A 14,210-nucleotide genomic window follows, 5' to 3' on the forward strand; every position below is an offset into this window, starting at 1 on the left:
TGTTAAACGTCATAAATAGGGGAAGAGCCTTCAAGCTCTTCCCCTATTTTGTATCTGGAGTCTGTACATGGAAAACCTGGATGCGCTCGTCTCTCAAGCACTAGAGGCTGTGCAAAGCGCTGAAGATATCAATGCCCTGGAGCAAATCCGGGTTCACTACCTTGGCAAAAAGGGCGAATTGACTCAGGTGATGAAGACCCTGGGGAATTTGCCGGCAGAAGAGCGCCCGCAAGTCGGCGCGCTGATCAACGTTGCCAAGGAGCGTGTCACAGAGGTTCTCAATGCGCGCAAGGCACTGTTTGAAGAGGCCGACCTGGCCGCCAAACTGTCCGCCGAGTCCATTGACGTGACCCTGCCTGGCCGCGGTCAGACCTCCGGTGGTCTGCATCCGGTTACTCGCACTCTGGAACGTATTGAACAGTTCTTCACTCACATCGGCTACGGCATCGCCGAAGGCCCTGAGGTCGAAGACGACTATCACAACTTCGAAGCGCTCAACATCCCAGGCCATCACCCGGCCCGGTCGATGCATGACACCTTCTATTTCAATGCCAACATGTTGCTGCGCACCCATACCTCGCCGGTACAGGTCCGCACCATGGAATCGAAACAGCCGCCGATCCGCATCGTCTGCCCAGGCCGTGTGTACCGTAGCGACTCCGATATCACTCACTCCCCGATGTTCCACCAGGTCGAAGGCCTGCTGGTCGACCGCGATATCAATTTCGCGGACCTGAAAGGCACCATCGAAGAGTTCCTGCGCGTGTTCTTCGAAAAAGAACTGGCCGTGCGTTTCCGTCCTTCGTACTTCCCGTTCACTGAGCCATCCGCTGAAGTCGACATGGAATGCGTGATGTGCAGCGGTAAAGGCTGCCGCGTCTGCAAGCAGACTGGCTGGCTGGAAGTCATGGGCTGCGGCATGGTTCACCCGAATGTGCTGCGTATGTCCGGGATCGACCCGGAAGAGTTTTCGGGCTTTGCCTTCGGCATGGGCGTTGAGCGTCTGGCCATGCTGCGTTACGGCGTGAACGACTTGCGTCTGTTCTTCGACAACGACTTGCGGTTCCTCGCGCAATTTCGCTAGTCGTAACGAATTCTTAGGAGAGCAGGATGAAATTCAGTGAACAATGGCTGCGTGGCTGGGTAAGCCCGCAGGTAAGTCGCGACGAGCTGGTTGCTCGTCTGTCGATGGCCGGTCTTGAGGTCGATAGCGTTACGCCGGCCGCCGGTGAATTCAGTGGTGTGGTGGTGGGCGAGGTGCTAAGCACCGAGCAACACCCGGACGCCGATAAGTTGCGCGTTTGCCAGGTCAGCAGTGGCTCGGAGACTTTCCAGGTAGTGTGCGGCGCGCCAAACGTGCGTCCGGGCCTGAAGATCCCGTTTGCCATGATCGGTGCCGAACTGCCGGGCGACTTCAAAATCAAGAAAGCCAAGCTGCGTGGCGTTGAATCCAACGGCATGCTGTGCTCCCAGGCCGAGCTGCAAATCGGCGAAGGCAACGATGGCCTGATGGAATTGCCGGCCGATGCGCCAGTCGGTCAGGACATTCGTGAGTACCTGAGCCTGGACGACGCCAGCATCGAGGTCGACCTGACCCCGAACCGCGGTGATTGCCTGTCCCTGGCCGGTCTGGCCCGCGAAGTCGGTGCGCTGTACGCCGCCCAAGTCACGCGTCCGGTCGTTGCCAGCGTTCCCGCTGTGCACGACGAAGTGCGTTCGGTTGAAGTCCTCGCGCCAGCCGCGTGCCCGCGTTACCTGGGTCGTGTGATCCGTAACGTTGACCTGTCCAAGCCTACGCCGTTGTGGATGGTCGAGCGTCTGCGTCGTGCCGACGTGCGCAGCATCGACGCTGCCGTCGACATCACCAACTACGTGATGCTGGAACTGGGTCAACCGCTGCACGCGTTCGATCTCGCCGAAATCAAAGGCGGTATCCGCGTACGCATGGCCGAAGAAGGCGAGAAACTGGTACTGCTCGACGGTCAGGAAGTCAGCCTGCGTAGCGATACGCTGGTGATCGCCGACCACGCTCGCGCGCTGGCCATTGCCGGCGTCATGGGTGGCGAGCACAGTGGTGTGTCCGCGACCACGCGCGATGTATTCCTGGAAAGCGCGTTCTTCGATCAGATTGCCGTCGCTGGCAAGGCTCGTTCCTACGGCCTGCACACCGATGCCTCGCACCGCTACGAGCGTGGCGTGGATTGGCAACTGGCCCGTGAAGCCATGGAGCGTGCCACTGGCCTGCTGCTTGAGATCACCGGCGGCGAAGCGGGTCCGATCATCGAAACCGTCAGCGAGCAGCATCTGCCATCGATCGCGCCGATCACCTTGCGTGCTCAGCGCATCACCCAAATGCTGGGCATGGAGATGGATTCGGCCGAAGTCGAGCGTCTACTCAGCGCTTTGGGTCTGACCATTTCCGCCGATGGGGCAGGGCAGTGGCGCGTTGAAGTGCCAAGCTTCCGTTTCGATATCAGCCTGGAAGTCGACCTGATCGAAGAGCTGGCCCGTCTGTACGGATACAACCGTCTGCCGGTTCGCTACCCGCAAGCCCGTCTGGCGCCGCAAGCCAAGGCCGAAGCGCGCAGCGATCTGCCTGAACTGCGTCGTCTGCTGGTGGCTCGTGGTTATCAGGAAGCGATCACTTACAGCTTCATCGATCCGAAACAGTTCGAGTTGTTTAATCCGGGTGTCGAGCCGCTGCTGCTGGCCAACCCGATTTCCAACGACATGGCGGCCATGCGTTCGTCCCTGTGGCCTGGTCTGGTCAAGGCGCTTCAGCACAACCTGAACCGTCAACAGGATCGTGTCCGTCTGTTTGAAAGCGGCCTGCGTTTCGTCGGTCAGCTGGAAGGGCTGAAGCAAGAGCCAATGCTGGCGGGTGTGGTGTGTGGCAGCCGTCTACCGGAAGGCTGGGCACAAGGTCGCGATGTCGTGGATTTCTTCGACGTCAAAGCCGATGTGGAAGCGGTATTGGGCTTCGCCGGTGCACTGGACTCGTTCACGTTCGTGCCGGGTAAACACCCCGCATTGCATCCGGGTCAAACCGCGCGCATTGAGCGTGATGGTCGCTTGGTCGGTTTCGTCGGTGCGATCCACCCTGAGTTGTCGAAAACCCTCGGTCTCGATCGTCCGGTCTTTGTTTTCGAGTTGGTTCTGGCCGAAGTGGCTGCGGGCAAAATGCCTAAATTCCAGGAGTTATCGCGCTTTCCTGAAGTGCGTCGTGACTTGGCACTGATTGCGGATAAAGACGTTGCAGCTACGGCTGTACTGGACGTAATCCGTGAAAATGCAGGTGAATGGCTGACAGACCTCAGGCTCTTTGACGTGTATCAGGGTAAAGGCATTGATCCTGATAGAAAAAGCCTCGCAGTCGGCTTGACCTGGCAGCATCCATCGCGCACTCTTAATGACGATGAGGTGAATACCACGACGCAAAACATCCTCACCTCGCTCGAACAAAGGTTGAACGCCACGTTAAGGAAGTGACGTATGGGGGCTTTGACGAAAGCTGAGATGGCGGAACGTCTGTATGAAGAGCTGGGCCTGAACAAGCGGGAGGCCAAGGAATTGGTCGAACTGTTTTTTGAAGAAATCAGGCACGCTCTTGAAGACAACGAACAAGTCAAATTGTCCGGTTTTGGCAATTTCGACCTTCGGGACAAACGCCAGCGGCCTGGCCGCAATCCGAAAACGGGAGAAGAAATCCCGATCACGGCTCGCCGTGTGGTCACCTTTCGTCCAGGGCAGAAGTTGAAGGCCCGAGTTGAGGCTTATGCTGGAACCAAGTCATAACGACGAACTACCCGTCATCCCGGGCAAACGCTACTTCACCATTGGTGAAGTCAGCGAGCTATGTGCCGTAAAACCGCACGTGCTGCGCTACTGGGAGCAGGAGTTTCCTCAACTCAACCCCGTCAAACGCCGCGGAAACCGCCGGTATTATCAGCGCCAGGACGTGCTGATGATCCGGCAGATTCGCGCGCTTCTTTACGATCAGGGGTTTACCATCGGCGGCGCACGCTTGCGTTTGTCTGGCGATGAAGCCAAAGACGACACCACCCAATACAAACAAATGATCCGCCAGATGATCGCCGAGCTGGAAGATGTTCTGGTAGTGCTCAAGAAATAAATTCCTGCTTTTAAATACTTCCAGTTTTCAAAAGCTTGCGATATATTCTTGAGCGTTCCTCGAGATGAGGGACAGAGTCAACGCCTAGTCGGGGCGTAGCGCAGTCCGGTAGCGCACTAGCATGGGGTGCTAGGGGTCGAGTGTTCGAATCACTCCGTCCCGACCATATTTACTGAGTAAAATCAGACACTTAAGCCGATCAGATAGATCGGCTTTTTTGTGCCTGCGCAAAACCCGCGGCCTAGGGTGTTATGGTTTAAAACTCCGTTACGACGGTTACACCTGTCGTCTCGAACCGATCCATATTCATCAACGCGTCGATGGACTGCTCCAGGCTGATGGTTTTACCCACGAGTTTTTCTGGCGCCAGCTTGCCGGAGGTGATCATCTCGATCATGGCGTCATAGCGATGCGCTTGCATGCCGTGGCTACCGTAGATCTCAAGTTCGTACGCAATGACCTTGCTCATTGGGATCGCCGGCGTGGCGTGCTCGGCGAGCATCAGACCCACCTGGACGTGTTTGCCGCGACGGCGCAGGTTGTTGATGGAGTTAAAACAAGTAGTTGGATGGCCCAATGCATCCAGCGATACGTGGGCGCCACCCCGGGAGATTTCCAGTACGGCTTCGGTGACGTCTGCCACGCGGTGGGCATTCACGGTGGCGACGGCACCGAGCGAGCGTGCCAGTTCGAGTTTTTCCTGCGAAATATCGATGGCTATGACATTCGCGCCGAGGGCCTGGGCGATCATCACTGCAGACAGGCCTACGCCTCCGCAACCGTGAACCGCTACCCACTGACCGGCGCTGACTTTGCCTTGGTCAACGACTGCACGGAACGAGGTGGCGAAGCGACAACCCAGGCTTGCAGCGGTAGCAAAGTCCATGCTCTCAGGAATGGCGACCAGGTTCAGGTCGGCCTGATGTATGCCGACGTATTCGGCAAAAGAACCCCAATGAGTGAAACCAGGTTGGAACTGCGTGTTGCAAACCTGCTGATTGCCGCTGTTGCACTCTGCACAAGCGCCACACCCACCCACGAACGGCACGGTCACGCGGTCGCCGACCTTCCACCGAGTGACGTCCTTGCCCACCTCGGCCACGATGCCCGCAAACTCATGACCAGGTACATGTGGCAGTTCAATGTCCGGATCATGGCCTTTCCAGCCGTGCCAGTCGCTGCGGCACACACCTGTGCCAAGAACCTGAATAACAACACCATGACGTGTCGGGGTCGGATCTGCCACGGTCATCAGACGCGGTGGCTTGGAAAAGGCTTCGTAGACTACTGCTTTCATTAAAATTACCTATGTTTGAATGAGCGCGATTCAGTTATTTCCATTATGAATGAACACGTTGAAATTACCTTTCAGGTTGCAATTGACAGAATGCAAGAACTGAAATTAATCTTCATAAATTAACTATAATGTGCAGAATTATTTCATGATTGGTCGGTTGGATAAGATAGATATTGCAATATTGGATCGGCTGCAGCGAGACGGGAAGCTGTCGAACGTCAAGCTCGCTGAGCAGCTTTCCCTCAGCGAGGCGTCCTGTTGGCGTAAGCAGAGACATCTTGAAGAATGCGGAGTTATTGAGGGATACCAAGCTATTCTTGATCGAAAGAAATTAGGGCTAGGCGTAATGGCCTTTGTTCAGATCTCTTGCACTGATCACAGCGAAGAAGCCACAGCAAAGTTTGAAAAGATTATTCAATCGGCCCCACAGGTACTGAGTTGCCACAATACAACGGGTGAGGCGGACTTTTTACTTGAGGTAATTGCACGAGACTTGGACAGCTATAGCCGCTTTGTCGAAAAAGTGCTGAGGAAGCTCCCTGGCGTTTCAAGTATTCGCTCGAATCTCTCCCTGCGTGAGATGAAGACCACCAATCGACTGCCCGTGACCGAACTCTTGAGTATTTGAGGCGCCAAGATCATCAGCTTGACTCCGGCTCCTGATACAGCTACCGATCAGTAGCGAGGAGCAGGCCCGATGCGTGCCGGGGGCTTTGTTTGTCGAGGCTTTGCGCGAACGGGAAATTCTGGCGCAAGTGCAGTGTATCGACGTGCGGTTGTAGGGTTCGCTGGCGGCGGGACATGCGACTGCTGGATGAAAACCTGCCTTATCATCCCAACGCCATGACCAGGTGCTGGATGAATGGTGCCCCTTTTTTGCGGGATATCATCTTTATTATCCTGGCCGGCGTCAGCAGTCTCCGGCATTTACGCTGTAGGTGGAGGCGTTGCGTAAGAGTGCCATTGATTTACCGTCATGAACTCGCCACTGACCCATCTTGCTGTCAGGCCCTTTGATCAAGCTTTCGGCAGGGCCCTGGTTTTTTGCTACGTACCGGACTCGGATGGAATCAAAAGAACTAGATCCGTATCGCCTACGTCGACACCCGCCTGCGAAAGCAGAGTTGTAACTTGGCCACGATGATGAGTTTGATGGTTAAAGAAATGCATGATCAGGCTGTAAAAATCCTTATCGAAGACTACACCCTTCATGTTTGCATAATTGAGGGGGCCATCCAGATCAGACTCCGTAATGGATTGCGCCCATTGGATGATTATTCGATCGAGCCATTCTCGATACTTTGAGAGCTCTCGAAAATTAGAGAATAACAATTGATCGAGGCTTTTCGGATCAGGAAGCTGCCTCACCGGCTCCAGTGCCAAGTGGTTTGTTGGGTGCTGGGCGAATCGCTTCAGCCAGATCGTATCTCCGGCCGCCAAGTGGTTCAGAGTCCCGAGAATAGAGCCGAAAAAAGCGTTCCTATCTGCCGAGAGCTCTTCATCGGACAAACCCCTGGCGGCTTCATAGACCTTGGCGCTCATCCACTCGTTATAGGTCGCCATCAGACAGATATGGCCAGTGCGGTTCATCGTGTTCGTCCTTTGAGTGGGAATTTTGATAAGCGACCCTCGCTCATCCAAAGCCCAGTCTAGTGCTGGGCTTTGGTGTTCTGGTGGGCAGTATAAAGCCTGGACGGGCCTGGATTTTAGTAAAGACAGCGTCGTCGGCTCGGCAAGTGCCGTGCTACGGAGTCCGCGAGAGCGGGCGCTTCCGGATGGATGGTTGAACGTGTAACTTGTTGATACAAATATGAATCTGTATCATTTAGTTTCGAATCAAGGGTGCGAGGGAGTGCATTGCCCATATAAAAACAAGGTCAAGGTAATGCTCAAAATGCTACTCGTGTACGGTCATCTGATTGCTACCTGTATTGCCCTGGGGAGGGTATTACAGGCTGATCAAAAGCTATGGAGCTGGCGCAAGGATGTGTTGAACCAGACACAGCGTGAATATCTCGACGAGACTCAAAAAATTGTCACGCTCGCGCTATTGGCTCTTTGGGGAAGCGGCTTGCTGCTGGTGCTCCAGGGTTACCTCTATGAGGGGAGTGCGTATCTGCTCAATCAAAAGCTGTGGGCCAAGATGAGTATTGTCGCGTTGCTTAGCCTCAACGGCGCTTTGCTGCATCGGATCGGTTTTCCGCTGCTGCAGGAGGCTCCCTTTGTCTTGTTACGCACCTCCGGCCGCATTCGCCTCGCTCTCTTGGGGGCTCTCTCTATGAGCGGCTGGTTATTTGCCGCTTTCCTGGGGGTCGCTCGAGCGTGGAACAACGTGCTGCCCTACTTGCATGTGATGGGGGCTTTTGCCGTGTTCTCGTTGCTCGCTTGTGTCGTGGCGCTGATAGTCGCCAATGCAGCAGGCGCCAAGGAGGATGAATGGTCACGAACCGGCAGCCAGTGAAGCCTGGTTATGCCGGATGTTGAACTCGAGCACTCGTCGTCGAGCGGCGATTAGCGCAAGAGGCCATGTAAAACGCAGGAAGGTTGTGATGCCTATGCCCGAATTTCGTAGGCGTCTGCCGCCCCCCCTTCCTGATGCCTACGCTTGGATGGAGTCCATCTATTGAGATGCCTTCTTCCGTCGGGCAAACTCCGGTTGCTTCATTGGCCGATAACAGGAGTTTACGGATGCCATTTCCACTGACGGAACATAATGCCTTGCTGGCCCTAAAGGGCGTAGGGCCGGCCGTTATCGCTCGCCTTGAGCAGATGGGCATTGACTCGCTAGCTGTGCTCGGCAAAGCGAATGCTTGTGACATCCTGGCCCAGGCATCGGCAGCAGTGGGATCGACTTGCTGGAAGAATAGCCCCCAAGCTCGGGCCGCCATTGCCGCGGCCATTGAGTTTGCAAAGGACTCTCGGTTGAGCACATCTGGTGCGTAAAGCTGATCGCTTATTTCAATTGGTCAATCTGATTCGTGTCCATCAGCCAATCTCTGCTGAACGACTGGCTAGCCGAATTGGCGTTTCCGTTCGCTCAATCTATCGATACATCGACGACCTTTCCTTCAGTGGAATCCCGATCTATGGGACCGCTGGCGTGGGGTATGCCTTGGATGCCGATTTTGAGATGCCGCCTTTAACGTTGAACAGGCTCGAGCTGGATGCATTGATGCTCGGAATGGAAATGCTTTCAGCTTCCGCCGATAACGATCTAAGTGCTGCGGCGAGGATGTTGTTGAGCAAAATCTCAGCGTCCATAGTCCATCACAAGGTTGACCCCAACGCGGCAAAAATCAGGGCACTTGGAACAACACCTTCCTCGACGCGGGGCCATCTGGCAACGCTTCGAAATGCCATCGAAAACACTCAGGCGCTGGAGATAACTTACACAAGCTTGGACGGTGTGGTTTCGCAGCGCGTCATTTCCCCCCTTGGCCTTTTCTACTGGGGAGGAAAGTGGACGGTTGGAAGCTGGTGCAGTGCCAGGGTGGCTTACCGCGATTTTCGGGTCGATCGCATAGTCTCCATCGCCATTGCCCAACAACCATTACCCGACAATCCTGCTCTTGATCTCCAAGCGTATATGAAGCACCAGGCAAGTCAGTGGAAAGCGATCACCACTACTGACACTACGCTGTCAGTATGAGCCACTGATAATTGGGACTCCCTAACACACAGTAGGTCATCCCTATGCAGCGCTCATCACATGTACTCGAATTAGCCATTTTCAAGGTCAAACAGGAGTGCGTTGCGCAAGTGCCTTTGCTCCGCGCAGGGCTTCGTGAAACGTTAAAGACCTTTCCTGGTTTGATCGAATACCGTGCCTACTGCCCTATGAGCGACGACCGAATCTTCGCGGACTTGGCAATGTGGGACAGTCTTGAGAACGCACAAAAAGTGGCAAAGGCGTTCAACGATGGAGATCCGAGATTCTCTGAGTATATGTACGCTATTGAAAACCTGACGTTCATGAGTCACCTCGTTCCAGAGATGAGTTGACCCCGGACTGTCAGAGCAGGCAAGAGACACCGATGCTTTTGCTGTCAGGCATCGGGGTCGTCACTTCGTTCTCAGATCGATGTGCCAGCGCCACCACTCGCTTCTCGGGTCAGAGTGCGATTCGGTCGGATCAAGAGGTTGAATATTCGAGATACAGTCTTTCGAGAGCCTCCTGGTATTTGTCTCCCTTTAACGTTTTTTTCAACACTGCCAGGACTTCGAGCGCTGAAGCCGCAGCCATCGCCTCGCTTTCTCCCCGGTAAGCGGCGCGCAGTCTTGCTGCTGCAATGATTGATTCTTCAGTCGTTGGCATGTGATTGCCCTCGAAGGATTGATTCTCACTGATAGTCGTAACCTTCAAAAATTTCAAGGTGAACGGCTGGTAACGTCACTCTTTCACTCGTACTAATCTCTTGTCGAGCGTATTGGCGAGACACATCGCCTCATCGCTCAATGACTTGCAAAAGGCGTCGATGAAGCTAGAGGAGGGACGATAATCAGGCCGGATCAACATAACGCGATAGGGAATGGACACGTTGATCGGCCGAATGGCCAATCCTCTGCCTGACTCCTCTACTGCGCTCAACGGGTTGATAATCGCCACCCCCAACTGTTGCCTGACCATGGCGCAGACCGATGCAGCGTTGGTTGTTTCGATGACGGTATGCCGATTGACGCCGGCCTGACGAAAGTGTTCATCGAGCGTCTGACGATAGATGTCCAGACCCGAAAAGTTGATGAAATCGACCCCGCGAAAGTCTTCCATTACCAGGCGCGACCTGGATAGCAGAGGATGACCCTCTGGCAGAATGCAGACCATGTCGGAACAAAAGAGCAGTTCCCCTTGAGTACCTCGAGGTACATGCTCGCCCTCGGTCAATCCGAGGTCGTAACGCTGGGCGCTGAGAGACTCTTCCAGTAAGGGTGATTCCTGTGCCGCAATGCTCAAGCCTATGCCGCTATGCTGTTGTTGAAAGTGCTTGCAGACCTTGGGCAACAGCGTCTGGGAAAACAACGGAAGGCAGGCGACGTTCAGTTGGCCATGTTCGAAGCGGCGGATTGATTGTGCAACGCTGTTGATTCGTTCCAACCCGATGTAGGAGTGTTCAACCTCTTCGAGCAGCATAATGGCCTGAGCCGTCGGTACCATCCTCCCTCCCTCTCGATCAAACAGCCGAAGGCCAGAGATACTTTCAAGCCGCGCCAGTTCCCGGCTGACCGTCGGCTGGGAAGTAAATAGCAAGCGGGCCGCTCCGGTGACGCTTCCCGCCTGCATGATGGCGCGGAAGACTTCGATATGCCGTATGGAAATTCCCACCCGAGGCCTCCGTCAATTGATCAATCCCCATATCAAAACTGAATCGACCCACAAAGAATAGATATTTTATTGAATGCGGGGTGATCGGCATGATGGTTTCTCTCTTTACCTCAGATTGAGTACCGCATGCCTAACCATTCCGCTTTCCAGCAATTAGCCGAAACGGCGAAACAGCACGGCACCCCGCTCTGGTGCTATGACGCCCAGACCATCAGGGCTCGCGTCGACCAATTGCAAGGCTTCGATGTCATTCGATACGCGCAAAAAGCCTGCTCCAATCTGCATATTCTCCGTTTGATCCGCGAACAAGGCGTGCGGGTCGATGCCGTATCATTGGGTGAAATCGAGCGAGCGCTGCTCGCTGGATACAGCCCTGCCGGCGACCCGGCGGGCATTGTTCTGACCTGTGATCTGTTCGAAGAAGCGACATTGCGACGGGTCGTCGAACTGAACATCGAGGTCAATACCGGCTCGATTGACATGCTCCGTCAATTGGGCAAAGCGTCTGCGGGCCATCGCGTCTGGCTGCGGATCAACCCGGGGTTTGGCCATGGTCACAGCCGCAAGACCAATACTGGCGGTGAAAACAGCAAGCATGGAATCTGGCATGACCAGGTTCAGGAAGCGCTCGGCGTGATTCGGCAATTCGGGCTGAAACTCGTGGGATTGCACATGCATATTGGTTCAGGTGTGGATTACGCGCACCTTGAGCAAGTGGGCTGTGCAATGGTCTCGGCCGTCAGGGCACTCGACCACGATATCGAAGCATTCTCCATCGGCGGGGGGCTTTCCACGCCTTATCGTGTGGGGGATGAACCGGTGGATATCCAGCGTTATGCGAACGCATGGCACCAGGCCAAACAGGACATCGAGGCTTTTCTCGCGCACCCGGTACGGATGGAGATCGAGCCCGGTCGATTCCTGGTAGCCGAGTCAGGCTATTTGGTTACCGAAGTCCGCGCGGTAAAAAAAGTTGGTAGCCGAAACTTCATCCTGGTGAATGCCGGCTTCAATGACCTGATGCGGCCAGCCCTCTATGGCGCCTATCACCAAATGACCTTGCTGGACTCCCTGGGTGTCCCGGTCGATCGTGCGGAGCACCTCAGTGTAGTGGGAGGTCCCCTGTGCGAAGCCGGCGATATTTTTACGCAGGATGAACAGGGTGTCACCCCCCGTTTGCTACCTGAAGCGCAGGTTGGCGACTTGCTGATCATGCACGATACCGGCGCGTACGGCGCCTCTATGTCATCCAATTACAACAGCCGCACACTGTTGCCTGAAGTGTTGATCGAGCAAGGGCACGCTAAATTGATTCGACGCCCGCAACCCTTGTCGGACTTGCTGGCCTTGGAATTGGGGCTTTAAAGGCCAATCGGTGATCGAAACAATCGGTTGATGAAAATCTCTTGAAGGAGCTGAGTAGGTGAACACCACTATCGATCACCTTGTTATCGTGGCGCCGAACCTCGATACCGGCAGCGCGTTCGTCACTGACTTGCTAGGTGTCGACCTTCAACCGGGCGGTGCCCATCCACGCATGGGCACCCATAACAGGCTGCTTCGCCTTGGCCCCCAGCTCTACCTGGAAGTGATTGCCGTGGACCCATCAGCCAAACGCCCGGGCCGACCTCGCTGGTTTGGCCTTGATCAACTTGCTCTCCACTCGCCGACGCGCTTGGCGACATGGGTTGCACGGACCGATGATATCTACACTATCAGTGATTCCTGCCACGATATCGTCGGTGATGTCGAATCTATGACCCGAGGAATATTGTCCTGGCAAATGACGATACCTACGGACGGAAGACTTCCCTTGGCAGGATCAGCCCCCACCATAATTCAATGGGGACAAGCACCTCATCCCGCGAGTGCACTCCAAGACAAAGGCTGTCATCTGTTGGCATTGGACGTCTTCCATAAGGATCCAGAAAGAATCAAAGCGATTCTGACGGCCATAAACTTTTCTGGTCCGGTTTATCTTCATCCGCTCGAAGATGCTTCAACACCCTATCTGCTTGCGCATATTCAAACGCCAAATGGCTTGAAAACACTGCCGTTTTCGAGAACGTGAGTCGCACTCAAGTTCATAGACCACCATTCGATTTAAGGGGAGAGGCATTACGCACGCCCCCCTGGTTGCCAAGGCAATATTCAGCTTTGCGCCGCGCTAACCGCACCGGTTACCGTGGATTTATTCTGAACGGTCCTATACAGCAAACTGGACACCATGAATCCAAGAATGGCCAACAGGCTCATCAAACTGAAGACATAGTTGTAGCCTTGCTGACCCGGGAAATGGTCGAGGATTGCGCCGTAGATGACGTAAGCGAACATGCCCGGCGCGTAGCCGATCAGGCAGCCGATACCGAAGGCTGAACCGGTGATGTGTTGAGGGATGCCGACTTCACCCATGGGCGCCCAGAACACGCCGCGCATGGAAAACACAATCAGCGCGAAGGACAATGTGGCTGCCATGCCCGCATAGATAAAACTTGGGCTTTTCGGGATTAGCAGGATGACGCCCATCAGCGGTAGCAAGGCCAGGAATGCCCACTTCAGGTAGCGGCTGGTGCTCTTGAATTGCTTGTCGGCAATGAAACCACCGGCGGGGCCGCCGAGGATCTTGAGGAAGTACTGATTAATGATGCCGTAGGCGCCCACCAGTGCCACGGGCAGCCCGTACATTTCCTTGAGGTAGGGAATGAAATAGGTCAGGCCACAGTAGACGATGTAGACCATGAACACGTTGAGGCTGACCAGCCAGATACCCGGCACCTTGATGGCTTCGAACAGATTCGCCAATCCGTTCTTCGGCTTGTCGGTCGACTGCGCGCTGCCGCCCTTGAGCAGGAACCAGGTCAGGGTTCCGGCAAGAATGTCGATGACCGAGTAGAAGAGGATTGCCGATTTCAGCCCGGTTTCACCGGAGCCCATGGCGACGAATACGCCCAGCGCCGAAAAAGCCACAAGCGTGTCAATGACGCCACGCCCACCTTCCAACAGTCCAAACAACCGACCCTGTTCCTGGTCGTCGCCCAGGTTGCGGATGGCCTTGAGCAGCGATGGCCAGAAGAAGCAGTCGGCACAGACGGCCAACAGGCTGAACACGATCAGCAGATTGCTGAAAGGCGGAAAGGTCGCCAGATACAGCCCCAGGCCACCGGTACCAATCAGACCGATGGGGATCAGTTTGCGTGTGTCGTAGCGGTCCGCCAGAAGACCACCGACGACAAACAGCGCGGTGGCGACAATGGCGTTGGCGCTCAACAGCAAGCCGATTTCGGTATGGGTTAATCCCATGAACTCTTGCATGGGCACATAGAAGGCGTCCTTGAGGCTCGACAGCTTGTAGATGGTGCCACCACCGAGGATGAGAATCAGGAATCTGAGCCATTTGGCCTTGTCACGAGTTGTCATTATTGTTCTCCAGGCGTGTTCGGGTAAGCAGTGTTGGTTGTCGC

Annotated in this window: 16 protein-coding genes and 1 tRNA gene; 12 read left to right on the forward strand and 5 right to left on the reverse strand. The window is 55.2% G+C overall.

Annotated elements, in window-relative coordinates; translation table 11 throughout:
• Window positions 1-67 precede the first annotated feature (67 nt).
• The 5 genes from pheS (at window position 68) to LOY56_RS09795 (ending at window position 4,298) form a co-directional block, all read left to right on the forward strand.
• Complete coding sequence (gene pheS / locus LOY56_RS09775) at window positions 68-1,084, forward strand: phenylalanine--tRNA ligase subunit alpha (RefSeq protein ID WP_007905876.1); 1,017 nt, start codon at window positions 68-70, stop codon at window positions 1,082-1,084.
• 26 nt (window positions 1,085-1,110) lie between these two features.
• Complete coding sequence (gene pheT / locus LOY56_RS09780; protein ID WP_258621330.1) at window positions 1,111-3,489, forward strand: phenylalanine--tRNA ligase subunit beta; 2,379 nt, start codon at window positions 1,111-1,113, stop codon at window positions 3,487-3,489.
• Window positions 3,490-3,492: 3 nt separating this feature from the next.
• Entirely contained in the window at window positions 3,493-3,795 is a 303-nt protein-coding gene (ihfA, locus tag LOY56_RS09785) for an integration host factor subunit alpha (protein WP_002553164.1), read from the forward strand.
• Complete coding sequence (locus LOY56_RS09790) at window positions 3,776-4,132, forward strand: MerR family transcriptional regulator (RefSeq protein ID WP_003179985.1); 357 nt, start codon at window positions 3,776-3,778, stop codon at window positions 4,130-4,132. Before ihfA ends, LOY56_RS09790 begins: the two co-directional genes overlap by 20 nt.
• An 89-nt stretch (window positions 4,133-4,221) precedes the next feature.
• A tRNA-Pro gene (locus LOY56_RS09795) sits at window positions 4,222-4,298 on the forward strand.
• Window positions 4,299-4,388: 90 nt separating this feature from the next.
• Here LOY56_RS09795 and LOY56_RS09800 read toward each other — a convergent pair.
• Window positions 4,389-5,429 carry a zinc-dependent alcohol dehydrogenase family protein gene (locus LOY56_RS09800; RefSeq protein WP_258621332.1) on the reverse strand — a complete coding sequence of 347 codons (1,041 nt, stop codon included), beginning with the start codon at window positions 5,427-5,429 and terminating at the stop codon, window positions 4,389-4,391.
• Window positions 5,430-5,574: 145 nt separating this feature from the next.
• On the opposite strand from LOY56_RS09800, the gene LOY56_RS09805 reads away from it, so the two are divergent.
• Window positions 5,575-6,057 (forward strand): Lrp/AsnC family transcriptional regulator, encoded by a 483-nt coding sequence (locus tag LOY56_RS09805; RefSeq protein ID WP_258621334.1) that lies wholly within the window; start codon window positions 5,575-5,577, stop codon window positions 6,055-6,057.
• Window positions 6,058-6,476: 419 nt separating this feature from the next.
• Here LOY56_RS09805 and LOY56_RS09815 read toward each other — a convergent pair whose 3' ends face one another.
• On the reverse strand, window positions 6,477-7,019 hold the full coding sequence (locus tag LOY56_RS09815) for a DinB family protein (protein ID WP_258621335.1): 543 nt from the start codon (window positions 7,017-7,019) through the stop codon (window positions 6,477-6,479).
• A 295-nt stretch (window positions 7,020-7,314) separates the two neighbouring features.
• Between LOY56_RS09815 and LOY56_RS09820 the strand changes: the two genes are divergently transcribed.
• The 4 genes from LOY56_RS09820 to LOY56_RS09835 all read left to right on the forward strand — a co-directional run bounded on the left by LOY56_RS09820 (window position 7,315) and on the right by LOY56_RS09835 (window position 9,431).
• On the forward strand, window positions 7,315-7,890 hold the full coding sequence (locus tag LOY56_RS09820; RefSeq protein WP_258621337.1) for a hypothetical protein: 576 nt from the start codon (window positions 7,315-7,317) through the stop codon (window positions 7,888-7,890).
• 227 nt (window positions 7,891-8,117) lie between these two features.
• The gene (locus LOY56_RS09825; protein WP_258621339.1) at window positions 8,118-8,372 is read left to right on the forward strand and encodes a helix-hairpin-helix domain-containing protein; all 255 of its coding nucleotides are present in this window, start codon (window positions 8,118-8,120) and stop codon (window positions 8,370-8,372) included.
• Window positions 8,365-9,078 carry a YafY family protein gene (locus LOY56_RS09830; protein ID WP_258621340.1) on the forward strand — a complete coding sequence of 238 codons (714 nt, stop codon included), beginning with the start codon at window positions 8,365-8,367 and terminating at the stop codon, window positions 9,076-9,078. Before LOY56_RS09825 ends, LOY56_RS09830 begins: the two co-directional genes overlap by 8 nt.
• Before the next feature lie 44 nt (window positions 9,079-9,122).
• A complete protein-coding gene (locus tag LOY56_RS09835) occupies window positions 9,123-9,431 on the forward strand; it encodes an antibiotic biosynthesis monooxygenase (RefSeq protein ID WP_258621342.1) in 309 nt (102 codons plus the stop codon).
• A gap of 130 nt (window positions 9,432-9,561) precedes the next feature.
• On the opposite strand, the gene LOY56_RS09840 is transcribed toward LOY56_RS09835, so the two are convergent.
• Together LOY56_RS09840 and LOY56_RS09845 are read right to left on the reverse strand one after the other, a co-directional pair.
• Window positions 9,562-9,744, reverse strand: coding sequence for a hypothetical protein (locus tag LOY56_RS09840; protein ID WP_258621344.1), 183 nt, complete (start codon window positions 9,742-9,744; stop codon window positions 9,562-9,564).
• A 75-nt stretch (window positions 9,745-9,819) separates the two neighbouring features.
• Window positions 9,820-10,749, reverse strand: a complete 930-nt coding sequence (locus LOY56_RS09845) for a LysR family transcriptional regulator (RefSeq protein WP_258621346.1) — start codon at window positions 10,747-10,749, stop codon at window positions 9,820-9,822.
• A 126-nt stretch (window positions 10,750-10,875) separates the two neighbouring features.
• Between LOY56_RS09845 and lysA the strand changes: the two genes are divergently transcribed.
• Window positions 10,876-12,114, forward strand: a complete 1,239-nt coding sequence (gene lysA / locus LOY56_RS09850; RefSeq protein ID WP_258621348.1) for a diaminopimelate decarboxylase — start codon at window positions 10,876-10,878, stop codon at window positions 12,112-12,114.
• A gap of 58 nt (window positions 12,115-12,172) precedes the next feature.
• Window positions 12,173-12,820, forward strand: a complete 648-nt coding sequence (locus LOY56_RS09855; RefSeq protein WP_258621350.1) for a VOC family protein — start codon at window positions 12,173-12,175, stop codon at window positions 12,818-12,820.
• Window positions 12,821-12,900: 80 nt separating this feature from the next.
• Here LOY56_RS09855 and LOY56_RS09860 read toward each other — a convergent pair whose 3' ends face one another.
• On the reverse strand, window positions 12,901-14,166 hold the full coding sequence (locus LOY56_RS09860) for an MFS transporter (protein ID WP_258621352.1): 1,266 nt from the start codon (window positions 14,164-14,166) through the stop codon (window positions 12,901-12,903).
• Window positions 14,167-14,210: the final 44 nt, after the last annotated feature.

Origin of the sequence: Pseudomonas sp. B21-048, assembly GCF_024748615.1 — a bacterium.
Lineage (GTDB): Bacteria > Pseudomonadota > Gammaproteobacteria > Pseudomonadales > Pseudomonadaceae > Aquipseudomonas.